The following is a 25,845-nucleotide window of genomic DNA, read 5'->3' as shown; positions in this document are numbered from 1 at the left end:
TTAAAGAGAGGAGTTATTAATTTTTTTATAGTTTAACTCGTACTCATTTGGAGTTTTGTATTTTAAAGTAGAATGTCTCCTTTTTTGGTTATAAAATGTATAAATATAGGTAAATATATCAAGTCCTGCTTCTTCTATGGTTTGATATTTTTTAAAATAAATAAGTTCAGTTTTTAAAGTATGAAAGAAGCTCTCCATAGCAGCATTATCATAGGACACACCGGTTTTGCCATGACTTAAAACAATTCCATGGTTGCTCGCTGCTTTATAAAATTCCAAACTAGTAAATTGGCTTCCAAGATCAGAATGATGGATAAGACCCTTAAGCGGTTTACGTTGTAATGTAGCCGAGTTAAGGGCTTTAATTATCAAGTCTGTTTTCATTGTTTCGTCTATTGCCATGCCTACTACTTTCCTTGAGAACAGGTCAAGTACTATAGCAAGGTAAGCCCACTTATTATTTACAGAAATATAACTAATATCTGCTACCCAAATGTTATTCGGGCTTGAGACAGAAAAATTTTGTTTAACTAAATCCTCTCCCCTGTGATAAGGTTTATTGGACTGTTTTGTAGTCTTTTTAAACTTCTTATACATTTTTGCTTGAATGCCGTTTACTTGCATCAATCTTGCTACTCGAGGACGTGAACATACAAAGCCTTGTTCTCTTAATTCTGCATGAATTCTTGGACTTCCATAAGTTTGATAAGTTCCAGCAAAAATAGTTTTAATCTTACTTACCAATTCCTCATTATATTCAGCTCTTTTACTTGGCATACGATTAATAAAATCATAATAACCACTCCTGCTAACCCCTAAAATCTTAGCCATCTGATCTACACAAAAATAAGAGCTATGATTCTTCATAAATTCGTACCTTTGTTTGAGGGAGCTGAAAAGATGACCACTGCTTTTTTTAGGATATCTCGCTCTTGTTTTACAAGATGTAATTCCCTCTTTAAATCTCGTACCTCTTGATTCACTACATTGCCACTACCAACAAAGCTAGCCTCTCCTTTGCCTTTGTAATTCTTAAGCCAATATCCCAAACCAGATCGTGAAACCCCTAAATCCTTAGCAATATCATTGATGCTTTTACTACCTTTATTTGCTAAATACAGTTTTACTGCATTAATCTTAAATTCTTTATCGTATATTTTTTGACTCATTGCAAATCCTCCTAAGATTTATTTTATCTCATCTTAATTCTATCTGTCCGTTTTTTTATAGCAGGATCAGATCATTTAAAAGAACTTGTTTGTTATTAGGTGGTAATTATATTGAATTTGATGTAAAAAATCCGATATCAATTAATCCATTCTCAGAAATTCCAGCAGGCGGCAGTGAAGACTCAATTGAAGCACAGGCAGATTTTCTAGCAAGTTTTCCATCGATTCTAGCTACCATGGCAGCTCCTCAGTATGGCACTAATGATTTGCAGCAACCAATGCTGCAAAAAGCCTTAATAGCTGTTTGGCAAGCAAAAGGAACAAGAGCTGAGATAACTGACATAGCAGATTGGTTGCTTAGAAGAGAAGAGTCTTACGCACAAGAACTTGGTAATATGTTATTTCCATTTACCCGTGATGGGCAATATGGCAAGTTTTTTAGCGGTAAGGCAAAATTATCCTTAAGCTCAGATATCGTGGTAATTGAAACTGATCATCTTCGTAGTAGCCCGGCACTACTTGCAGTAATTGTACAAATCATGATTGTTCATATTAACCAAGCAATGGTTAAAGGTGATAGGAAGCGTCCCTTTCTAATCATGATTGATGAAGCATGGAAATTACTATCTGGCAAGAGATCTGGAGAATTTATTGAAGAAGCAGGAAGAATAGCTAGAAAATACAACGGCTCAATAACGCTTGCTACTCAGCAATTAACTGATTACTTCAGGGAAGCAGGATCGGCTGCTGAAAAAGCTTTTGAGAACTCATCACATAAAGTGATTCTTAAGCAAAATCCTGAGAGCTTTAAAGCAATGAGAGCAAACCCCAAACTTGCAGGTTTTGTTGATGAAGATTGGAAGTTAAATTTACTGCAATCAATTCATTCAAATCCACCGCATTATAGTGAAGCAGCAATTTATGGACCAAGTGTTCATGGAGTTGTGGCAAGATTAATGTTAGATCCATTTACTCTAATGCTGACCTCTACTAATGCTAGGGATTACCAAGCCATAGAGGATAGAATGATTGCGGGAATGAGCGTTACAGATGCCATCAATAATATACTGGAAGAGCAAGGCTTAGTTTAAAGTTTTATGGGAAAATATGAGAAGATATTTAGCTCTAAAAATTATTATTATAAGCTCCTTTGTTTTATTTGTGATTGTATTAAAGGTAAGTTATGTAAATGCACACAATAATAATTTAGACATAAGCATAGACAATAATTCTAAAATAGCAATTAGAGATTATGGAGTCAGGGGTCATGTATTTCCAATTATTGAAGAGTCTTTATTAGAGGTCATTATGGCGAGGCTCAAAATAGCAAAACAAAATGGCGTTTTAGAGAAAATGCAGGAAGAATTTAAAAATAAAGTACAGCAAAAAATCTCTAGACCAACTGCTATCTTAGCTTTAGCAAAAACAAGCATAAACCGAAATTGGCACTATGATCCGAGCTTTATACAAAAGACAGATATAAAAGATCAAGCGGGAAAGATCATAGTAAAAGCTGGAACAAGTGTGAATCCTTTAGAAAAAGTAAGTTGGGGGGAGCTATTGATATTTATTGATGGTGATGATGAGCAGCAGATTAAGTGGGTTAAATTACGAATAGGAAAATTAGTACTTACTAAAGGAAATCCTATTAAGCTGGCAAAAAAGTTAAATAAGCCGGTGTTTTTTGATCAAGGTGGAATGCTTACTACTCGTTTTAAGATAAAAGCTATTCCAGCTATAATAGAACAAGAAGGGATTTTATTAAAGATTAGTGAAATAAAGATTAATTGAAATGTTATAGTATTTGAGTAAAAATTAAGGTGTGAATAACAACTGATAAAATCCGGAGGTAATGTATGAAGAAGTGGCAATTACCAGAAGCAAAGAAAAATTTAGAAAAGATAATAGATCAGGTATTACAAGGTAGGGTGCAAGCAATAGTAAAATCTAGTGGAGAAGTAGTATATTTAATAGCAGGTGAGAAAAATAATATGATAGCAGAGCAAGCAAAGGTAGGTTGTCAAGCAAATACAGATTTAATAACTTCTGAAATATACAAGTAATAATGAAGTTAATAATGTTTATTATAATTATTTTGCTTGGTAATTATAGTTATGCATCAATTGGCTGCGTAGGCAGGTTTGTAAATCCAATCACTGATGTTTGCTGGAAATGTTTATTTCCAATTACTATCGGAGGAGTAAAAATTGTCTCAAGTTCTATGGCTGATACTAATAACCCAAGGCAAATTGTTTGTTTTTGTCCTAAGCCTTCGATTCCGATGCCGGTTCCTGGAATTCCAATTGGATTTTGGGAGCCAGTGAGATTGGTTGATGTGACTAAATCCCCGATGTGTATGGTAAGTCTTGGAGGCATTAATCTTGGGACTAGCATACAAAAAGGTGTTAAGGATGATATAGAGGGAAGTAGCTTTTATCATGTTCATTGGTATATATATCCAGTGATTTACTGGCTTGAGATATTACTTGATTTTGCCTGTTTAGAGATGTCACAAGTAGATATCGCATATTTAACTGAATTTGATCCATTATGGGGAGACGATAGCAAAGCTGCCATATTAAATCCTGAAAGTTTATTATTTGGAAGTATTGCAGCTGGGTCAGCTTGCATAGCTGATTGCATTAGCTCTAGTTCTGGTAATCTTGCTAACGATGCAATGTTTTGGTGCTGTGGCTGTCAAGGCTCTCTTTATCCCTTTACCGGTACAACTAGCTCTTATAATGGCGGAGTTGGAACTTCTGCATTAATAGTGGCTAAATTTATGGCTAAGTTACATAGGGAGTTGTTATTATGGGGATATATGGGGAGTAGCGGATTATGCGGTAAATATCCAATGCCAATAATCAAGAAGAGCCAATATAGACTGCAGATGACTTACCCTATACCAGAGGTGCATTCTTGTAAAAAGATTGGTGAGACTGAAACTACCTGGCAGGGTGCACGCGAATTCCCGGTTAAAGGTGAGGATTTTGGTTATTTAATCTGGAGAAAGAGATCATGCTGCCTCTTTTGATGTTATAAGTTTAGGAATATGTGTTTCAGCTTAAAAACAGTAAGTTTAATAATTTTATTACTGCTAAGTAGCAAGAGTATTGTGGCACAACAAGAAGGTTTAAAGCTGATACAGCCTAAAACTCAAATTTACATTTTTATCTCATTTTCAATGCCTGATTCAGCATTAAAGAGTTATTATGTTGAAGCAGAACGAGCAGGAGCAAAACTTGTAATGCGAGGTCTAAAAAATAATTCTTTTTTAGATACTAAAGCAAAAGCCGATGAAATTGGTATTAGTTTTGATATTGATCCCAATCTATTTGAGGAATATCAAATTACTTCTGTACCAGCAATAATAGTGAATAGTGAAGGCAAGGGAGTAAAAAGACTAACTGGTCACATGTCATTACATGATGCTTTAGAAATTATGAACAAAGAAAATTCATGAGGTTCACGTTTTTATCAATGATTATTGTATTGTTTAGTTTTAATGTGATTGCTAACATTCACGATAGTTATAATAGGGCTAAACAATATGAAAACAGTATCAGGCTTGGCAATCCTGATCAAATGGGCAATAAAGTAATATTTGATAAAGATGTAAATGTTTCAAATTTAAGTCAAATGAAAGATCAAGATTTAACGAAGCAAGGCACTCAAATGTTGAATAATGGTTTAGAGGGGCAATTACTGCAACAAAGTGAGATCAGGAAAATAGATGGACTACAAGAATATGAGCTTAATCCTAAAAACCCCTTAATTATTAATTCAGCTAAAATTGAGGCAGATCCTTTAAGACATACAGAAGGAGATAATTTTTCTAATAGTGAAACAATTATAAAAACAAAAATTGCAAAGAGTTGTATTGAAGGGGTAGATTTTACGGTTGATATAATGAGGGAGCTATATTTAGAAACAGAATTAATAGATAAATGGGAAGCATGGCAAGATAGAACTATTGATATATCTGGAGAGGAGATATGTAGGTTACATTACCATTTGCTATATCCGGTTCATTGGAAAAAGAAACGCAATGGTATGCATATGCGTAGCGATATTGGCACTCAAAATGAAGTAAGAAGTATTATTGCCCAAAAGCTAGGAGTAAATTTAGAACAAATTAGTGAAGAAATTGGTATTAATCCAAGGGGCAGCGGAAATTTAACTGAATGTAGAAGACATGAGGTAAAGTGGGATAAATATAATTTTAAATATAGATTTAGAGAAAAGGAAAAAGAATTTAAGGAAAAAGGAGAATATTGGCTTCTTTATCCAGAAGAATTAGAATCATTAATAGAGCATAATGAATGTCATGAGCTAGGTACGGTATGTTTAGAAAGAGGAGAGAAGATATTTTATGATCAATATCGGGTTAATCGTCCATGTTGGAGCGAGCAAATTAAATATCAATGTAGTAGTGAGCCAAAAGATGGCTGTCATCATTTAAAGAAGCAAAATTGTGAACTTGCAAGCAGTAATTGCGTTAAACAATCTGCGAGTATCTGTTTACAGTGGAGGCGAGATTACATATGTATAGCCCAGAAAAAAGAGCTTAGCTCTTCTATAGCAGGATCACAAATGTTTTGTTTAGGAGGGGATTGTCATACTGCAACTATTGTGCCAAATACTGATATGGGAAATGTTGGGTATCTTGCCATGCTAAATGAAATGAAAAAGGATATGCAGACAAATCCGATTATGGTTTTTAAAGGTACAAGCAATAGTTGTCGTAAAACAAATATCGGTAATTTTCTTAATTGTTGTTCCGGATTCAAAGGTTGGGGTAAGGATCTAGGGCTTAGCAGATGTAATGCAGAAGAACAAGCCTTAGCCTTAAAAAGGGCAAAAGGTCAGTGCTACTATGTTGGGACATATGATCTGTCAACAGTTTTCCGGACAGTTTTTTACGCACATTTTTGTATTTTTTCGTATTGTACTGGTGATAGATAATCGTTAGCAGAATGCATTCTTATACGATTATAAAATACCTCTATATATTCAAATATAGCATGTTTTGCTTCCTCCCTAGTTTTAAATTTATGTTGATAAATTAATTCTGTTTTTATAGTATGAAAAAAGCTTTCAGCAACAGCATTATCCCAGCAATTTCCTTTACGACTCATACTCTGTATAATACCATGTTGTTTTATAAGTTTTAAATGATTATCAGAACAATATTGGCTACCTCTATCAGTATGCCAAATAAGCTTTTTAGGTGGTTTACGTTGCCATATTGCCATTAGCAAAGCATTATTAACTAAATCAGCTTTCATATTACTATTCATTGACCAGCCTATTACTTTTCTAGAAAATAGATCAATAACTGTTGCTAAATATAACCATCCTTCTCCAGTTGGGATATAGGTGATATCACCAACCCAATAACAATTAACATTAGAAACTTTAAACTGTCTATCCAATAAATTAGGAGCAACTTGCTTATTATGCTTAGAATCAGTAGTTGCTTTAAATTTATACTTAGTTTTACATACTAAGCCAGCTTCATTCATTAGTCTTGTAATTCTCCTACGACTAACAATTATGCCTTGCCTCAACAAAGCCTTTTTAATGGGTCTAGATCCATAATTTCGTCTACCTTCCTGAAAAATAGCTCTAACCTTACAGGTTAATTCTCTATTTTCTTTATCCCTATTGCATCCAGGGTTATTTAACCACTCATAATAACCGCTACGTGATACCTTCATACATTTGCACATAATTGCAATTGAGAAATCATCTTGATGCTTCTTTATCCATGCATACCTTACAGGGACTCTTTTGCAAAGTACGCTGCAGCCTTTTTTAGTATATCACGCTCCTGTGTTACTATCACCAGCTCTTTCTTTAATCTTTTTAATTCATCATACAGATGTTCATCTGTTCTTGTTATTGATTCTTCAAATTGTTTAGAATATTTATCTATCCAACTATATAAAGTATTCTTACTGATACCTAATTCTTTTGCAGTCTGAATAACAGGTCGCTTCGATTCAGTTGCCAATTTAACTGCTGATTCTTTAAATTCACTAGAATACATTTTTGTTTTTGTCATACTGTATTTCCTTTCTGTTAATATTGTCTCATACTAACTGTCCGGAATACTATAGCCACATCAATATTACAATTGTTAAACTCCATAATACTGTTTAATACTGTTTCACCACTATTATTTTTAGTATTGACATCAGCACCATTGTGAATTAGCAATGATACTAAATCTAAGCTATCAAATATAACAGCATAGTGTAATGGTGTTTCACCACTATTATTTTTAGCATTGACATCAGCACCATAGACCATTAGCAATGATACTAACGCTAAGTTATCAGACTCAACAGCATAGTGTAATGCTGTTAGACCATCATCAGTTTTAGCATTGACATCAGCACCACGAACCATTAGCAAAGATACTAAATCTAAGCTACCAGATTCAACAGCAAAGTGTAATATTGTTTCACCACTATTAGTTTTAGCATTAACATCAGTACCATTGTGAATTAGCAAAGATACTAAATTTAAGTTACCAGATTCAACAGCATAGTGTAATGCTGTTAGACCATCATCAGTTTTAGTATTGATATCAGTACCATTGTGAATTAGCAAAGATACTAAATTTAAGTTACCAGACTCAGCAGCAAAGTGTAATATTGTTTCGCCACTATTAGTTTTAGCATGAATATCAGCTTTATTTTGAATCAACCAATTTACTAAATTTAAGTTACCAGACTCAGCAGCAAAGTGTAATATTGTTTCGCCACTATTAGTTTTAGCATGAATATCAGCTTTATTTTGAATCAACCAATTTACTAAATTTAAGTTACCAGACTCAGCAGCAAAGTGTAATATTGTTTCGCCACTATTAGTTTTAGCATGAATATCAGCTTTATTTTGAATCAACCAATTTACTAAATTTAAGTTACCAGACTCAGCAGCAAAGTGTAATATTGTTTCGCCACTATTAGTTTTAGCATGAATATCAGCTTTATTTTGAATCAACCAATTTACTAAATTTAAGTTACCAGACTTAGCAGCAAAGTGTAATATTGTTTCGCCACTATTAGTTTTAGCATGAATATCAGCTTTATTTTGAATCAACCAATTTACTAAATTTAAGTTACCAGACTCAGCAGCAAAGTGTAATATTGTTTCGCCACTATTAGTTTTAGCATGAATATCAGCTTTATTTTGAATCAACCAATTTACTAAATTTAAGTTACCAGACTTAGCAGCAAAGTGTAATATTGTTTTAGCATTATTGACATTAGCACCATTGTGAATTAACAAAGATACTAAATCTGGGCTACCGTAATCAACTGCAGAACATAATATTGTTTCACCACTATTAGTTTTAGCATTAACATCAGCACCATGGGAAATTAGCAATTGTACTAAATATAAGTTACCATCATAAACTGCAGAACATAATAGTGTTTCACCACTATTAGTTTTAGCATTAACATCAGCACCATGGGAAATTAGCAATTGTACTAAATATAAGTTACCATCATAAACTGCATAGTGTAATGCTGTTAAACCATTATCAGTTTTAGCATTAACATCAGCACCATTTTTAGCTAATAATTTCGCTGAATCTAAGTTACCATTCTTAGCAGCACAGTGTAATGATATTACACCATGACAATTTGTAGCATTAGGATTAGCACCATGTGTGATTAATAATGGCACTGATTCTACACAGCCAAGTTGAAGTCCAAGATGTAATAACTGGTCCTTATTACTATCTGATATATCATTTATTCTCTTATTCAGCTCTGATGGATCTACTAATAAGGTTATTATAGGAAGCATTTGAGTAATGTTTTTGTTTATAGTAGTTGATAAAAATTCCTTTTGACCATATTGTTCCAAAACAACTTTATCGTTTATGGTAGCCAATAATGTATTGTATGTTGTGTTAATTATATCTGTTTTTGGTGAGGGTGGCTTAAATATTGATCTGATATTGGAATCTTCATGTCTCTTTGTATAAGTTATAGTTGCCGGAAAAGCACATTCAGCTAATATTGGTTTGTAAGTGATGTTAATAAAAACACTATTATGTTCGAATAATAGATTACTTGCCGGAATCTGTACTACTGCTAAAGGTACTAATTTATATTCTAAAATGTTACTCAAATTGAGATTTATATTTAGAGAAAAGTCGTAATGTATAGTATTAATGTCTTTTATCAAAAGTGATAAATTATTATTATAATACGTTATATATTCTGGGGTGGTGGTCCGAGACAATGTGCATGTTGTAGTGTTATTGACAACAAAATGAGTACTATGTTGAGTGTGGGTAAATGAAGCAAAAGTATTATAAGTACTCACGTTATTGATTATTTTACTGGTAATAGTTACGATGCTTATATCAACATTGAGTATCCTATTACTATAACTTAATGTAATATTACATAATATTATACTAACATTATTATTAGTACGAGATGCATAATACTTATTTGCTTTATAAGTGTGATGTGCACTACCGTATTGTGTTTGCCTATGCATAGTGGTAGAGCGTATTTGAAGTTCAATATTACCTTTATTACTACCACCTGATATGACTAAATGTATTGATTGATATCCATTATTCTTCGGATATCTAATATAATCAACAAACTGTGATGTTATGGTATTATAATGTAGATGAATTAATTTAGAAAAATCGTAACATGCTTTTTTATTTGGTACAATTGCTCTAAAAGCCAGAATATCATTAAGTGCTGTAATATGAATATCTTTAACAAGTGTTTTTATCCATATAGAATATGGGGACTTAATTCTGTAGCTTAGGCTCGCTTTTATATTTAGTTTTCTAAATATATTTCTGAATTGCTGTTCTATATTGTGAATTATATTATCTATGTCAGGATATAGCCAATGCATATAATGAAGAATTCTATTACGTTCTTCAGGATATTGAATCTTAAAACATAAATCTTGTAAAAGATAAGCAAGATCATTGTGTGCTGTATATAATAAAAGATAAGGGATATAACAATTAGTGATGATCTCTGATATATGCTGAGCATCGGTATTATTATACTCAAGGTTAAAGATACTCACCTTATGTAATAATGGAACAAGCGAAGTTAATATTGCCGTTTCCTGTAGTTTGGGATTAATAGTTAGTAACAGCTCATGAAAATGAATATATTGCTCAGCATATGGTTTATCGTGAATAGTAGATAATTTATTAATAACATCAACTAGATATATAATATTATTATTAAAATGATTATAATCTTCTAGATTAAGATGTTGTATATTTTCATGTAATAGTACTGCTGTGAATGAGGAAGAATCTAGTTGTAATGCTTTTGTAATGGTATGTATTTGGTCAGGATAGGTTGTTTTATCAGAGCAGTATTGATGGTATAACTCTAAAGCTTGATTAATGCATGAATTATTGGTGATATTTTGATATAACATTATTTACTTAAGCATCTGTGAAAGTGTTGCAAGATAAAAAATTTTTAACCACACTATAAAATCTATATCCTGAAATCGTACTGAGCTGTTTTCTTAACTTTAACAGCAAGGAAATGCTATGACAATTAATAATCAAAATCAACCAAAAGATAATCATAATATTACTAATCTTACTAAAACAAATTGGAATCTTCAATTATCTCCCATATCTGTCACATTAATACCATATCAGCAAGAAGAGAATATCATTAACTCGACGATCACAAATTATACTGATATAATTAAATATAAATTAGAATTACAAGAAGCAAATAATAAATTGAAAGAATCTGAGTTATTTAAAAGAGATGTGGTGCAAAATATGGTACATGGATTAAAGATTCCATGTAATAGGATTTTTTCATTAGTAACAGCTCTTTATGAAATAGAAGATAATCCTGAAAAAAAGGATTATCTAGCTAGTGTAGTAAATTGTGCTGAAGAATTACTAGATTATTATAATAATATACTTAGTTATCTACAGAATAATTCTGGATTACCTCCTATAGTTTTAAATAAGTTTGATCCAAAACAGTTGGTAAATAAGATTATTGATAAAGCGATGCCAATAGCTCAACGTAAGGGATTAAATTTATCTTGTAATTTTCAGTATGATTTAACAAATGCTATAATTAGTGATACTTATCGAATAGGAGCAATATTAGAACAGTTAATAGATAATTCTATTAACTTTACTAAAGAAGGTAAAGTTGTGGTAACAGTGAACATGTTTGCGATTAATCCTGCATTATCAGAATCAGAACAACAAAACAGAGAAATGGTATTCCAATTTATGGTGCATGATAGTGGTATTGGTCTGTCTGAAGAAATCAGGCAACATCTTCATGAAAAGATTGATAAATTTGATGTTGCTACGCAATATCATGGACTTGGATCAGGATTAAGTTTTGTAAAGCGTCTAATTGGTGAGCTAAATGGAGAGATTGAAGTAACAAGTGAAAAAGGTAAAAGTACTACTATTGTCTGTAATATACCTGTTAAATTACCTCTTCTTGATGATCTGATTTATGATACATAATGTTGATATTGATAAGGTTTTGATGATTATATATTAACTAATAATGATGATTTTCTTGATTATTGTGCTTCACTTGCTACACTTAAGTAAATTATAGTAAGGAAGGATATATGGCAAGAAGTCAAGAAAATCATCAAAAAACTATAGATCCTATTGTAGGAAAGTTAAAACCTAAGGGTATAGATCTTGAATTAGAAAAAGTAAAAATTACAGCTCTATCAAATTGCCGATACAGTAAAAGGCTATTAACTAAGATCATATTTATTAATAAGATTTCTAGAAACAAAGTTGATCTTAATAAAATTAAAAAAGCAATTTATTTTGCTAAAAAGTATCATGGCAGGCAGAAGAGAGAAACAGGAGAATTCTATTACTCACATCCTTTAGAAGTAGCATACATGGTTTCTGATTATTTATTTAGAACAGATATCATAGTAACTAGCATATTGCACGATTGTATTGAAGATACATTACTTACTAAAGAAATGATTATACAAGAATTTGACCATAAGATTGCTAATCAAGTTGAAGATTTAACACGAGTTAAAAATGATAAAAAAATTAGTTCAGCAGAAATAGTAAAAATATTATATCAGCAAAAGAAAAAAGAGTTGCTATTAATTAAATTATTTGATCGATTACATAATATACAAACAGTCGGAGCTAAAATTCCTGAGAAAGGATGGAAAATAATTTTAGAGACTTTACAATTTTTCTTAACTATTGCTACTTATCTCAAGGTACCGAGAGTTGCAAGGCAATTATATACACATTGCTTAAATATAGCTGCAAATTACAAAAAATTAAATGTACTGAGAGTGTTGCAAGATAAAATTTTTATTTCAGAATGAAAGTATTACGATTTCAGGATATAGATTTTATAGTGTGGTTAAAAATTTTTTATCTTGCAACACTTTCACAGATGCTTAGTAAATAATGTTATATCAAAATATCACCAATAATTCATGCATTAATCAAGCTTTAGAGTTATACCATCAATACTGCTCTGATAAAACAACCTATCCTGACCAAATACATACCATTACAAAAGCATTGCAACTGGGAGTGTTCAACAAACCATACGCGTCAAGTTAAGGTGTAAACTGTCTTTTACAGTAGTTTATGAATAGTTTGATGATAGGCATCATATGTACCTATGAAGACATATTTAAATATAAATGCCTTATTTAGGGTAAAACAAAACATAATGATTTTATACTTAAAATGCTTGAATATGAGATATATTCCTTAACTTGATGCGTATGGTTCTATGAACGTTCTCTTCAGGATAGTAAGAAATTAGCTGTTGAAAAGAATAATGAAATTTTGTATCTTGATTATATATCTGACAGTCAAAATTTAACTGACAATTAGGTGCAAAATTTATAGTGTCTGTAAGATTAAATCTTGACTTCTACAATTTATGATTGACTCCTATATACCGTTACAATTTAATAACATCCCTTCTTCTCCAAGTAGATATTGTGTAGAAGTTTCAGCGAAACGATAAATAACATTATCGCTATTAAGCTGTTTATTATCTTCCCCGATCCTTAATGTTGGAGCTAATGATGTATCTATAATCCCTTGCTTTAATACACTATCTTGAAATAATAAAGAGTGAAGTGCTAATGCTTCATCCTGAGTTACTCGTATTCCACAGCACATAGCAATAAGATTTTCTATCACTTCTAAGCCACAATTATTATATTTTTGTTCCTGTACTTGTTGCTCAGTAATTTTAATATGTAAATCTGGATATAGTTTAGCCAGTTCATCTTCAAAGCTACTTCTCAGTATCTTAGTCATTGGTTTATTCTCAGAGTCCATATAGTATACTGTAACTTTATCTGAGCTATGTTCTAACACTAAGCCAACCCAGTGCTTATTGTATAAATTTATCGGTATTAATAACTTAGTAATATTATGATTATCGTTACTACCGTTAATGTTATCACTAACCGTAAATTCAACAGGGATTTTGGCTAGCAAATCTCTAATAAAATCAAATTTGCTGGAGTCATTAAAAACATAGTCTGCACTGATGATTTTAGCATTTTCGATTCCTGTACTTTTTAGACGTAATTCTAATAGCTGATCCATTGCTTGTTTACTATACTCGTACCAATATTCATCATAATTACCTTCCTCATATTCACGAGTTCCTTGACCCGTAATCGTTTCGTTAAGCTTACTGAGTACTTTATTTTGTAAGTTAGTATCTGTAGGAATAGCTGCTTTTACGACTTGCTCTTTGACAAAATATTCTGGCTGTTGATTGGCAATTTTTTTTAGTAATGTTGGGTATTCTTTAGCGAAACAACTTACACAAGTCATATCCTTGTTATCAGAATTTATTATAGAGGCACACATATATTTGAACATGATCATTTGTACCCTTTCTATTTTTTCATTTGGGATTTCACTTTGGTTTGGACTTTTTAATTTAGAGTGCAAGTACTTTTCCTCAAAGAACTTACTACATGATTTCTGAGCAAATAGTCCTTTATTCTTCCATTGTCCCTTAACTGCACGCTCACATAGCTTGTATATACTATCTTGTATATCACTTATGACTGCTTCCCCTACAATTTCCATTACTTCTTTCTGTACTTCTTTAATGTTGCAGAAAGGCTCAATTTGATAATCTTCTTTAACTGATTTTGCAGCTTCGTCAAAAACAGTTTTACAATCTTCGTCAGAAGCAGATTTAAAATATTTCTTAAGCAAGGCATAAGCATCTTTATTACCTAACCTCTCGGCAGGCGTGGAATACATCTTACCATAAAAATACTCATCAATTTTCTCTTTTGGAATCTCACAAAAAGATTGCTTAATCTTTTTTAATAACGCATCTGGTAATTTGTTTAAATTTTCCATAGTGACCTTGAGTATCTGTCCTTGTTTATCCGTATTTTTCACAATATCCAGAACCTTCTCCGAAACATGATCATTCATATCAATAAGAGACGAGGCTAATTTTCCAAATTTTCTAGCATCTTGTTTGATTGATTTACTTACTTTAAAATTACCTCCTGCTTCAACAAATTTCCCAGCAAGACTGGCAATACCGGATATTACGGTACTTAATGGAGCATCTATTAATTCAATAGCCCTTGCTCCTGCTGACCCAGCAACAGGTATAGTAGAAATTGTACCAGAGAGAAGAGAAACCACTAGACTTTTTTTGGTCTCTACCCAGTTGCTATTTACCGCTTGTGCTCCTGTGTACACTGATAATATGGTTCCTACAAAAGCCTTGTAATATTCTTTAATCTTTACCTTATCTGTTTCAGTTAAATTTTGCTGTTCACCAAGATATTTTTCTAGAATCTTACCATGATTTTGTAATTTCGTACTAAGTTCTGAATCTATTGTATTCAATTGTTTTTCAATATCTGCTATATTTACCTCTGCTGCTTGTAAGCTGTCCTCTATTACTTTGATAGCATATTGCACCTGACTTAAGTCTGTTGTTACCTGCTTCATTTTTTTTGTCAATTCCTCACGGTTTGCTTCAGATAAGCTATTAATATCTTCTTGCTTTAACATATTACTTTTGACAAATTCTAGTAGTTCGTTATGATCTTCTTGAAACCTTTTATACTCTTTTTGAAGTACTTGTTGCAATTGTTCAGTAATTAGTTTGTTTTGTATTTCTTCAAATTTTGCTTGTATCTCTTTAACTTTGCTTTCTAATTCTATAAAATTCGCTAAAGGGTCTTCGATATAATGAATATTTTGCTTAGTTAGTTCTTCGACTTTACCGTTTTTAACTAACTGCTCTGCTTTTTTAAAAAAATCTAACCCTTGATCCTTTCTACCTAAAGTATAAAGAGCAACTCCTTTATTACAATAATATAGAGGATTTGGATTAACATCTTCGTTCTTTTCGCTAATTTCAATTGCTTTTTCAAAGTCTTTAAGAGCTTTCTTATTGTCCATTTTAGGTGTATAAAGAGTTGATTTATAACTATTAGGGTCAATAGCCTTAGCTATATAAGTTAGACCACGGCTATTGAGAACAGCTGCCTTATCAGCAGGATTGGCTTTGCCAGGCTCATCTTCTTCAAGAGAGGCATATTCTTCAAGAGCGATTTTACATTGTTCAAGTGCTTTATCATATAAATTAAGTTTACGCAAACAATCCCCTAAAGATTTATACGTATTAACATTAGGTTGTCGTTCGACAATTTCTTCATAATACTTTAAAGCTCGTCTATATTCTTCAACTCCATACAGTATATTACCATATCTATATAAATATATGATTTCATCTTCATCTCCTGAGGTGTCATTTCTCCTAGATTGTTTACTTCCTTCCTCACCTTGAAGTAGTTGTTCTTTTGCTTCTTTTAAAGTGTTTATTGCTACTTTAATATTTCCTGCTTTTTTTTCAGATTTAGCTCTTTTAAGCAACTCATGTATTTTATCTTTCATAATTTATTCCTTGTTATTTAATAAATTTATGCTTATACTTACCTTAATATTCATAACAATTCCCCAATAATTCCTGTAACAAGCTTTGGTCAAAACTACATATGTGGTTAAAATCTCTGCTTCCAAATAAATTAGTAAGATAATTGCTTGCATCTATAGCTTGATTCAAATTAATATTTAAATCACTGGCAAGTTTCTTAAGTAATATCGGATTATTAAGTAAAGGATTATCGTATTTAATGCTTATTAAGTTAACAACTAATTTATCATTTTTGACACCTTCTTTAGTTGGTTGTTGTGATAAATTTGCATCCTCCGCTCTAATAGGCTCTTTTATTATAAACTTACTTTTAACGTTTACTAATTTTAATGCTTTTTGCTCAGCAGCAGCAATCAACTTGTCTTTTAATAAAGCATGTGGTTTTTCATTACCAATTTTCTTGGAAGTATTACCTTCATTAGAGCTAACCTCTTTATCCTCTGTGTTATCTATTGTATTATTAACTACTTTAGCTCCTTTTTGTTCAAAAACTTTTTGGTTTTTGGCAGATATAACAGCTTTTTCAATAATTACATCTTCTACTATTAAAGGGGATTCAGCTAATGATATCTCTTTTGTTAGACGCCATATATCTTCTTTTGACTGTGGATTGATTCTTTTCTCCCATATCTTTACTGTTGTATCATCAGAACCTGAGGCAAGGTATTGCCCATCAGGAGAATAGTTTATACAACTAACACTAGCAATGTGTCCCTTTAGATCTTTGAGTAATTTACCATCCTCAACATTCCATATTTTTACTGTACAATCCTCAGAATCTGAGGCAAGGTATTGCCCATCAGGGGAATAGCTTAGACACCTACCACTACTGGTGAATCCTTCTAGATTTTTGGATGACCTATCATTAAAATTAGTAAACGTTAAAAGTAAGTTTATAAAAGAGTCTATTAGAGTGGAGGGTGCAAATTTAGCATTCCATATTTTTACTGTGTTGTCATGAGAACATAAAGCAAGGTATTGCCCATCAGGGGCATAGCTTATATGCTGAGGACCGGTGGAGTATCCTGCTAGATTTTTGAGTAACTTACCATTTTTAGCATTCCATATTTTTACTTTACTATCTGAAGAACATGAGGTAAGATACTGACCATCAGGGGAATAGCTTAGACACTCGACAATATAGGTGTGTCCTGTTAGATTTTTAAATAACCTACCATTTTCAACATCCCACATTTTTACTGTTTCATCAGAAGAACCTGAAGCAAGGTATTGCCCATCAGGGGAATAGCTTATACAACTAATACCAGCAATGTGTCCCTTTAGATTTTGTAGTAACCTACCATTTTCAATATTCCATATTTTTATGGTACAATCCTGAGAACCTGAGGCAAGATATTTGTCATCAGGGGAATAGCTTAGACAGTAGACAATATCGGTATGTCCTGTTAGATCTTTAAATAACCTACCATTTTCAACATCCCATATTTTTACTGTTTTATCCCAAGAACCTGAGGCAAGATATTTGCCATTGCGTGAATAACTTAGACAGTAGACAATATTGGTGTGTTCTTTGAGATCGTTGAGCAACTTACCATCCTCAACATTCCATATTTTTACTGTACAATCCTGAGAACCTGAGGCAAGATATTTACCATCAGGGGAATAGCTTAGACACCAGATCACATTGGTATGTCCTGCTATATTTTGGAGTAACACATCATCCTCAACATTCCATATCTTCACTCTTGGTAGATCCGAATAACCTGAGGCAAGATATTTGCCATCAGGGGAATAGCTTATACACTCGACCCTACCGAGGTGTGTTGTTAAAGTTTGGAGTAAGCTACCATTCTTAGCATTCCATATTTTTACTATGTTATCCTGAAAACCTGAGGCAAGGTATTGCCCATCGGGGGAATAGCTTAGACACGTGACAACATAGGTGTGTTTTTCTAGATTGTGGAGTAACCTACCATCCTTAGCATCCCATATTTTTACTGTGTGATATAAAGCACTTGAGGCAGCAAGGTATTTACCTAATTTTCTAAGAGCTATTCCTTATACACTTAATCTTATCGGTATGTCCTACTAGATTTTTGAGTAAGCTACCGTTCTCAGCATTCCATATTTTTATGGTGTGATCTCCAGAACCTGAGGCAAGATATTTGCCGTCAGGGGAATAGCTTATACATTTAATCTCATCGGTATGTCCTTCTAGATTTTGGAGTAATCTATGATTCTTATCATCCTCAGGATTTTCAGCATTCCATATTTTTACTGTGTTATCAGTAGAACCTGAAGCAAAATATTTGCCATCAGGGGAATAGCTTATACACGTATGTCCCTTTAGCTTTTGGAGTAATCTATCATTCTTATCATTCTCAGGATTCTCAACATTCCATATTTCTAATATGGGATCCATATAACAAGAACCTGAGGCAAGATGTTTCCCATCAGGGGAATAGTTTATATACCCTACACCATAGCGTGTATGTCCTTCTAGATTTTGGAGTAATCTATGATTCTTATCATCCTCAGGATTTTCAGCATTCCATATTTTTACTGTGTTATCAGTAGAACCTGAGGCAAGATATTTGCCATCAGGGGAATAGCTTAGACAGTTAATATACCAGGTGTGTCCTTTTAGATTTTGGAGTAAGTTGCCATTCCTAGCATCCCATATTCTTACTATTTGATCATTAGAACCTGAAGCAAGATATTTACCGTCAGGGGAATAACTTAGACAGTAGACAGGAGCATTATGCTCTAAATCAGGATATAGTGATAACTTAATACTAGTCAGATTAGTACCGATAAACTTAGCACCTACTAGGTTTGCATTAGTTAAATTAACTTCAGTTAAATCCGCATTGCTAAAATCTACATATTGAAAAATCCCATTTCTAATGTTTGCTCCTCTGACTGCTATATTACTTAAATTTCCCTCAGAAAATGAATATTGTGCTGCTATAAGTAATGTTATGCTATTAGATGCAAAAGTTACTGCTTCATCAGATTTATCTTGCTTAGTTGCGTCAATGGTCCGTATTAAGAATTCTTGTAAATCCTTGTTATAAACTACGTCCTCTGCGATTAGTTTAATTAGTTCAACATCTTTAACTATGCTATGGCTAGCGAGTATTTCACTTTTTCCAAATCTTTCAACTTCATCTTTAATTTCTTCAAATAAGTAATAATTTTTAAATATAACATGAGCAAATCCTATTTCTACTTCTTGCTCTACTTTAACTTTAGATCCCGAAGTTTTAGTTTCAATTTTTAGCGGTAGAAGCTTTAATATATGATATAATGCCTGTTGCTTGAATAAAGTTGATTCTTCATATCCGAAAGCCTTAAATAACTCACTGTCAGCTTTAATCCTAAATTCATTCTGCAAATGTAGCTGCATAGCTATATATTTACCTAATTCTTTTAACAGCTGATTTAGTTCCTGGGTATTCTTATTAATATCTATATTAAGGTTTGATAATAATTCAACTATTTTGTTTTTTTGTCTTTCGTGTAGAACTTCTACTTTCTTACTTTGCTTAATTTTAACATATTCATCATAAATATCTTGTTTGCTAATAGGTTTTTCTATAGTTGAAGGTATATCTATTGAAGATACCGATTGCATCACAATTTCAAACATAAAACCAGTGTCAATAATTGGTTCTATTTTTAATTTATTAATTTTATCTAAGTAATATTTTTTGTCATGACTTCCATCACTATTATCAACATACTTACTTACATATTCTTCTAACTTTTGTTCCTCTCTATAATTAATAGGGGCAATATAACAAATCTCAAGTTGCTTTGACTCGGGCATGAACCAACTATAATCATTATTATCTAGTAGATAATCCGTTCCACAAGAGATTAATATTTTGGGTTCTCCTAACTTTTTAATATATCCCCTAATTAATGTTTCACGACTAGTAGCAATGCCTAACCCTTCATCAAAACTGTCGATATATAAATGTGCATTTTGAATGTTTTCAAGTTTAAGATTAGTACCTAGTTCATTATTAAAAGAATTTATGACTTTAACTAAATCAATATTACTAGCAAAATTAAAATATATTGGAAGTGGATTACCAGGCTTCCAGTTGTTAACTGCTTCAATGAATTTTAGCTGCAATGTAATACTTTTACCAGCACCAGCTACTCCAAGTAGTAACATTACCTCTTTTTGCCCGTCCCAAAAATCATCTATTTTACTGAATAAAACATCGGTTTTTAACTTGGCATACCTATAAGGATTAAGTTCAGTAGTATAAAGATTTATGTATAAATCTTTAGTCCTTTCTATATCTTCATTAATACTTATAGATGATTTGTTATTTTTAAGTCGCTCTTTGATTTTACTTATATAGTGAGTAAAAATAATATTTTCCTTATAACTATCATCACCAATTGCTTCTATTTTTGTTATGGCATCTTTGATTGAAATCCTTTGCTCTAGATTTGGATTTGTTAAGCTGGTAATTAACTCTTGAATTTCCTCTTCCTTATTGCTAATAATAGCTGTACCGTATTTTGTAATATCTTTTATAATTTTACCACAAGCAAATGCTAAGGCTTTTCTAATATCAATAACTCCTGCTTTTTGTTGCAGTTCTATAGCAGTAAACCCTTCTGTACTCTGAAAAGAATATTTAGCAATATTAAATTTGCTTATTTCTTCTCTATTATCAATTTTAACTATGCCGCCAAGATCAATGATAGTCGCTTTCCTTATATCTGTATCATACAAAGTATTATCTGGCTTTAGATCTGTCATTACAACATTTTTATCTAACAAATCTAGTGTTTTGCTAAACACATCTAATAAATAAGGCTTTTGATATTCCCACTTTTGATATACTGAGTTCGCAAATACTTTAGTTGCTGTATTTTGTGGTAGAATTTCCATCATCACATAACCTTTACGATGGCTATTTCCTGCATTTTGAGTAACTAATGCCATATCAAAAACATTTGGGGCATATATTATATCTGCTATATCATTGGTAAAGTAATCTTTAAGAGTTTCATCAATAATCCGTGCACAAGGTGTTTCCGGGTCTTTAATACTTTTAGTTTTCTTAATACAAACCACTTCTCCAGGTTTTGACTTAGAATCAAATAAGCTTAATGCAAACCTTACTGTACCAAAACCACCTTTGCCGATAGTAATCTGTTGGTTTTCTCCTTTTTTTTGTAACTTATCTTCTAGGTAATCATCGCCAGTAATTTCTTTAATAACTTGTTCATTATCTCTTGTTAGGTTATTTAACAGCAAATACATACCACCATCTTCACCAATAATCACTGTATTAGGCAACTTAAATTTCTCTTTATCAAATCTGCAACTTAAAACTGCATCTTTCAGCTGAATAAATTTAGCCTGATCACTAAAATGCTTTAGTAGTTCTAGTATCTTAATAGTCAGTTGAGTACTAGCAAAAACATTTGTTGGATCTTTCCATAAAAGAAACTCTAGTGCTTTTGTTATTTCAACTAAAATTGGCTTAAATAAATCTTCTTGTTGAAAAATATCTATTGTATCCCTTTTAAATAAGTCTCCACTTACTGCAAGCATTTTTTTTGCTATTCGCCAATCCATTTTGCTATTTCCATTCTCAAATAACAATTTCTGTACTAGTTCACTTATGTTACTTTTGAATATTTCAAGCTTTCTTTTGAATATCTTAAGTGCGTCTTTTCCTCTTAGTTCTTCCTTGACCTTATATGTTACATCAAAGTAGCGTACCCATGGTTTATATAACTCGTCTCCCTGAAAGGTATTATGTAACTTTTTCATAACATCATGTGAGTCAGATTTATATGTATTGGTTTTTCAAAGTAAAGTTTGCATTTTCTATGTCATATAGCCTCTTGGTAATTTTCTAGTTTTTCTGCAAAATGTATCATTTTAGGTGTCTTATATTCAAGCGATTGATGAGGTCTTTGCTTATTATAAAATTCTATATAATCTCTGATAGCTATCTTTGCTTCACGTACCGTTTCAAGATCAAAACGATAAATCTTCTCTTGTTTCAAAGATCTCCAAAAACGTTCAATAAATACATTATCTAAGGCTCTGCCTTTGCCGTCCATACTAATAGCTATGCCTTGTTGCTCAAGTATTTGAGTAAAATCTTTTGATGTAAACTGTACTCCCTGATCCGTATTAAAAATGTCAGGCTTGCCATGTATAGATATTGCTTCATTTAGAGCTTCAATACAAAAATCATTTTCTAAACTAATCGACACCCGCCAACTCAAAATATAACGACTATACCAATCCATTATAGCAACCAAATATACAAAACCTTGCTTTAATCTTATGTAAGTAATATCTGCACAGTAAACTTGATTGGAGCAAACCACCTCTATATTATTTAATAGATATGGGTATACTTTATGAGCCTGATTCCTACGGCTTAAATTAATTTTTGGGTATACTGCTTCAATACCAAGTATTTTATAATATTTTCTTATCATCTTACGACTAACATTTAACCCTTCCGATTTTAGGACATGAGACATTCTTCTAGTACCATAATAGGGATGCTCTGTAAAAATCTCATCAATTCTGTTCAGTACTCTATACTCCTTATCATCTAAGGTATTCCTAGCTCGGTAATAGTAACTTGAGCGGTTTAAATCTAAAAGTTCGCATTGTCTTGCTATGGTTAATTTTGAAGCATAACTTATCATTTTTTTCCTAACCTCTAAATCCAAAGATACTAGATTTTTTTTTGAGCCAGTCTCTTTCAACTGTTAACTGGCCTATTTGCTCAAATAATGATTTAATTAAATCTTCTTGGCCGGTATCTTGTTGTTTAGATTTCGATTTAAATCCAGAAACCATAAAATCTAAAGCTTCTTTCTTCCATTTATAAATCTGATTAGCGTGAACACCATATTTGCTGGTAATTTGAGCTATAGTCATTTCTCCAGATATTGCTTCAATTGCTATTTTTGCTTTTTCTTCTGCGCTATATTTTTTAACTTGTTTTTTCATTTTTTGCTCCTTTTCCTAGGAGATATTATACCTACTTTTCTCTATTTTCTTGTCTAGTTTTTGGGTACCATTATATATGGTTGGTATATCAAACAATAGCAAGTTATTAGAAGATAAGATAAAAGAGCAATTTGACCAAAAAGTTAAGAATCAAGATCAACAAGCGAAATATGCTGAAATATCTAAGATAAAGAGAGCTATAAGCTTATATGAAAAATCAGACTCTATAAAATATTCTATGCTTAATAATGTAGCAAAAAGATATTTATCAGAACATCGTGGAATTAAAGAAGTATTAACAAGATACCAACTAAATAATGATCTTAGAACCAATATGATGTGGGACAGTAATAGCAAACAATATTATCCTGCATTAATTGCTTTTGCTAGAAATAAAGATGGCAATATTACCGGTGGACAATCAATTTATTTAAACAAAGAAACAAATAATAAAGCTGATATTGAGGTTAATAAACGTTCATTTGGTAGAATCAGAGGTTCTTTTGTTGAGATTAATAAAAATAACGAACAGCAGAACGTACAAAGCAGGAACGTACAAATCAGTAAAGATGGCAATAATTCAGCAAGTAATGTAATGATTATAGCAGAGGGGCTCGAGACCGCTTTAAGTATTAGGGAAGCTGGTATTAAAGGCAAAATTCTTTGTAGTTTAGGTGTAAGTAACATTAGGAACTATGAGCCTATCAAAGGAGAAAGAATAATAATTGCTGCTGATAATGATGGCAAAGACGCAGTATCAGTTAATACTGTAATTAAGGCTCAGGAAGAATTAATTAGGCAAGGAGCTATAGTATCAATAATACGACCACCAGAAAAAGGCGATTTTAATGATATGTTAAAATCCCAAGGAGCAGAATCTATAAACAAGCTTATAGAGCCTGAAATAGCAAAATTAACAGCAGCTAGTAAAATAACTAAACAGTCATCCTTAAAAGCAAGTGATGATAGAAAATCACAAATTAAATCTATAGAATTATTATTTTCAAAATTTGCAAATAACGATAATAACGGACTAAATAATTTGCAGCAACAGCAAATAAAAGCTCTAGCAAAGTTTGGCACAGCAGAAAATATCGATACTGCTTTACAAATCTACAGAGAAAAAGGTATAGATTCTTGTCTGCTCTACAGTAACAAGATTTGCATAGCAGCAATAGAGCAGAAGATACAGAAAGATTTACAAATTATGCAGAATAAATTTGATCCTAATTATAATCTTGGTGATAAAAAATTTTGTGATATAGTAGTACATGATTTTCAAGGCAAAAGCCATCTCGTCCCTGAAGATTACTTAAATGCCATAGGAAGAGATAAACAAGTAATGCAATATATAAGTCCAAGCTCAGAAATAGGTAAAGAAATAAGAAGTGCGGTAAAGCAAGTATCTGAGATCAAGCTAAATCAAGGAATAAGAGTTTAGAGTGTAGTGTAATAATATTTTACCAATTCAAAAAATGTAAATATATGAGTGAACAAGGAAACCTGCTGGGTGATCCAGATAAAGGCACGAAGAAAGCTAAGCATGATAAGATATTTCGTAAGGCACTGGAGAATCCTCTAGTTGCCCATGAGTTCTTTAATGCACATTTGCCCCAAAATATTAAAAGTTTAATAGATTTTCCTAGTTTAGCAATGGAAAATACCACATTTGTAGAAAGCTCTTTAAAAGATTCTATCTCTGATGTTTTATTCTCATGCAAATTTGATAAACAAGATGGCTACTTATTTTTGCTTGTCGAGCATCAATCAAAAGCAGATCATTTCATGGCTTTTAGGCTATTTAAATATATGATTAATATTTGTGAGCGATATTTAATACAAAATCCTAAAGCTAAGACTTTACCATTAATATACCCGATGATATTTTACAATGGTCAGGAGAAATACAATGTTGCAAGGAATTTATGGGATTTATTTGCTAATAACAAATTAGCAAAAGAATTATGGATTAATGATTACCAATTGGTGAATGTCCATGAAATTCCTGATGAAGAGTTTAAACAAAGGATATGGTCAGGGATATTAGAATTTTTTCTCAAGCATATACATGAGAGAGAGTTGTTAAAAAGATGGCAAGAAATATCAGATATATTGCCGGAATTAACCAAAATAACGATAGGTTATGATTATCTAGAAATGATATTATATTATACTTTGACAAAGATAGAGCAAGCTGATAAAATAAAGCTAGAGAATTTATTATCAACAAAGTTGAATCCAGAAATAGGAACAAGGCTTATGAGAAGTTTAGCAGAGCATTGGCAACAAGAAGGAAAAGAATTAGGTATTTTTGAAGGTTTACAAGTTGGTGAAGCTAAAGGTATCCAAATTGGTGAAGCTAAAGGCATCCAAATTGGTGAAGCTAAAGGTATCCAAATTGGTGAAGCTAGAGGAAAAGCTGAAGAAAGAGTTGAGATAGCAAAAAGAATGCTATCTCAAGGTTGCAATATTGCTTTAATTTCTAGTGTAACCGGTCTTGATGAAGCTTTTATTAGTTCTTTAGAGTAAACATATTTCTTGTAAAATTTACTCTGCTGTTTGAAAAATCATTTATAAAAATTCTGAAATAACAAAAAAGTTTTTTATACACAGCTTACCTCTAAAACTCGTAATACTAAATTAGCGATTTAAAGGGGCATTATAATAGGATTTTTCTTTATAAGGTAAT

The 25,845-nt window shown here is 31.9% G+C and carries 17 protein-coding genes and 2 pseudogenes; 10 read left to right on the top strand and 9 right to left on the bottom strand.

The window, feature by feature from the left end:
* On the bottom strand, nt 1–951 hold the full coding sequence (locus AAHM91_RS01905; RefSeq protein WP_342269827.1) for an IS3 family transposase: 951 nt from the start codon (nt 949–951) through the stop codon (nt 1–3).
* A complete protein-coding gene (locus AAHM91_RS01900; protein WP_342269687.1) occupies nt 864–1,169 on the bottom strand; it encodes a transposase in 306 nt (101 codons plus the stop codon). Before AAHM91_RS01900 ends, AAHM91_RS01905 begins: the two co-directional genes overlap by 88 nt.
* Before the next feature lie 68 nt (nt 1,170–1,237).
* On the opposite strand from AAHM91_RS01900, the pseudogene AAHM91_RS01895 reads away from it, so the two are divergent.
* The 6 genes and pseudogenes from AAHM91_RS01895 to traN form a co-directional block, all read left to right on the top strand.
* A pseudogene (locus AAHM91_RS01895) lies at nt 1,238–2,260 on the top strand (TraG/VirB4 family ATPase); the annotation flags it as partial.
* A 16-nt stretch (nt 2,261–2,276) separates the two neighbouring features.
* Nucleotides 2,277–2,960, top strand: a complete 684-nt coding sequence (gene traW / locus AAHM91_RS01890; RefSeq protein WP_342269528.1) for a type-F conjugative transfer system protein TraW — start codon at nt 2,277–2,279, stop codon at nt 2,958–2,960.
* A gap of 65 nt (nt 2,961–3,025) precedes the next feature.
* Entirely contained in the window at nt 3,026–3,232 is a 207-nt protein-coding gene (locus tag AAHM91_RS01885; protein ID WP_342269529.1) for a type II toxin-antitoxin system prevent-host-death family antitoxin, read from the top strand.
* A gap of 2 nt (nt 3,233–3,234) precedes the next feature.
* Nucleotides 3,235–4,203 carry a conjugal transfer pilus assembly protein TraU gene (gene traU / locus AAHM91_RS01880; protein ID WP_342269530.1) on the top strand — a complete coding sequence of 323 codons (969 nt, stop codon included), beginning with the start codon at nt 3,235–3,237 and terminating at the stop codon, nt 4,201–4,203.
* Between the two features lie 18 nt (nt 4,204–4,221).
* Nucleotides 4,222–4,632: a type-F conjugative transfer system pilin assembly protein TrbC gene (gene trbC, locus AAHM91_RS01875; protein WP_342269531.1), complete on the top strand. Its 411-nt coding sequence runs from the start codon at nt 4,222–4,224 to the stop codon at nt 4,630–4,632.
* A gap of 17 nt (nt 4,633–4,649) precedes the next feature.
* The gene (gene traN / locus AAHM91_RS01870; RefSeq protein WP_342269686.1) at nt 4,650–6,134 is read left to right on the top strand and encodes a conjugal transfer protein TraN; all 1,485 of its coding nucleotides are present in this window, start codon (nt 4,650–4,652) and stop codon (nt 6,132–6,134) included.
* Here traN and AAHM91_RS01865 read toward each other — a convergent pair.
* A protein-coding gene (locus AAHM91_RS01865) for an IS3 family transposase (protein WP_410526146.1) occupies nt 6,089–7,236 on the bottom strand; the annotation gives its coding sequence in 2 pieces (ribosomal slippage) (nt 6,089–6,990 and nt 6,990–7,236; 1,149 coding nt in all). The genes traN and AAHM91_RS01865 overlap by 46 nt on opposite strands.
* A gap of 17 nt (nt 7,237–7,253) precedes the next feature.
* On the bottom strand, nt 7,254–10,622 hold the full coding sequence (locus tag AAHM91_RS01860) for an ankyrin repeat domain-containing protein (RefSeq protein ID WP_342269685.1): 3,369 nt from the start codon (nt 10,620–10,622) through the stop codon (nt 7,254–7,256).
* Between the two features lie 118 nt (nt 10,623–10,740).
* Here AAHM91_RS01860 and AAHM91_RS01855 point away from each other — a divergent pair, with 118 nt between their 5' ends.
* Both AAHM91_RS01855 and AAHM91_RS01850 read left to right on the top strand, forming a co-directional pair.
* Entirely contained in the window at nt 10,741–11,700 is a 960-nt protein-coding gene (locus AAHM91_RS01855; RefSeq protein ID WP_342269684.1) for a sensor histidine kinase, read from the top strand.
* 110 nt (nt 11,701–11,810) lie between these two features.
* The gene (locus AAHM91_RS01850) at nt 11,811–12,551 is read left to right on the top strand and encodes an HD domain-containing protein (protein ID WP_342269683.1); all 741 of its coding nucleotides are present in this window, start codon (nt 11,811–11,813) and stop codon (nt 12,549–12,551) included.
* Nucleotides 12,552–13,134: 583 nt separating this feature from the next.
* Here AAHM91_RS01850 and AAHM91_RS01845 read toward each other — a convergent pair.
* The 5 genes from AAHM91_RS01845 to AAHM91_RS01825 all read right to left on the bottom strand — a co-directional run bounded on the left by AAHM91_RS01845 (nt 13,135) and on the right by AAHM91_RS01825 (nt 23,156).
* A complete protein-coding gene (locus tag AAHM91_RS01845) occupies nt 13,135–16,140 on the bottom strand; it encodes a tetratricopeptide repeat protein (RefSeq protein WP_342269682.1) in 3,006 nt (1,001 codons plus the stop codon).
* A gap of 43 nt (nt 16,141–16,183) precedes the next feature.
* A complete protein-coding gene (locus AAHM91_RS01840; RefSeq protein WP_410526156.1) occupies nt 16,184–18,133 on the bottom strand; it encodes a WD40 repeat domain-containing protein in 1,950 nt (649 codons plus the stop codon).
* A gap of 52 nt (nt 18,134–18,185) precedes the next feature.
* Nucleotides 18,186–21,950: a WD40 domain-containing protein gene (locus tag AAHM91_RS01835; protein WP_342269680.1), complete on the bottom strand. Its 3,765-nt coding sequence runs from the start codon at nt 21,948–21,950 to the stop codon at nt 18,186–18,188.
* Nucleotides 21,951–22,012: 62 nt separating this feature from the next.
* Nucleotides 22,013–22,849, bottom strand: a complete 837-nt coding sequence (locus tag AAHM91_RS01830) for an IS3 family transposase (protein WP_342269489.1) — start codon at nt 22,847–22,849, stop codon at nt 22,013–22,015.
* Nucleotides 22,850–22,856: 7 nt separating this feature from the next.
* A complete protein-coding gene (locus AAHM91_RS01825) occupies nt 22,857–23,156 on the bottom strand; it encodes a transposase (protein ID WP_045812944.1) in 300 nt (99 codons plus the stop codon).
* A gap of 76 nt (nt 23,157–23,232) precedes the next feature.
* On the opposite strand from AAHM91_RS01825, the pseudogene AAHM91_RS01820 reads away from it, so the two are divergent.
* Nucleotides 23,233–24,597: pseudogene (locus AAHM91_RS01820) on the top strand (toprim domain-containing protein); the annotation flags it as partial.
* A gap of 44 nt (nt 24,598–24,641) precedes the next feature.
* Nucleotides 24,642–25,685 carry an Rpn family recombination-promoting nuclease/putative transposase gene (locus tag AAHM91_RS01815; RefSeq protein ID WP_342269679.1) on the top strand — a complete coding sequence of 348 codons (1,044 nt, stop codon included), beginning with the start codon at nt 24,642–24,644 and terminating at the stop codon, nt 25,683–25,685.
* Nucleotides 25,686–25,845 lie beyond the last annotated feature (160 nt).

The organism is Rickettsia endosymbiont of Orchestes rusci, assembly GCF_964030945.1.
Lineage (GTDB): Bacteria > Pseudomonadota > Alphaproteobacteria > Rickettsiales > Rickettsiaceae > Rickettsia.
The sequence above is the reverse complement of the archived record's forward strand: the minus strand, read 5'-3'. Positions and strand labels throughout refer to the sequence as shown.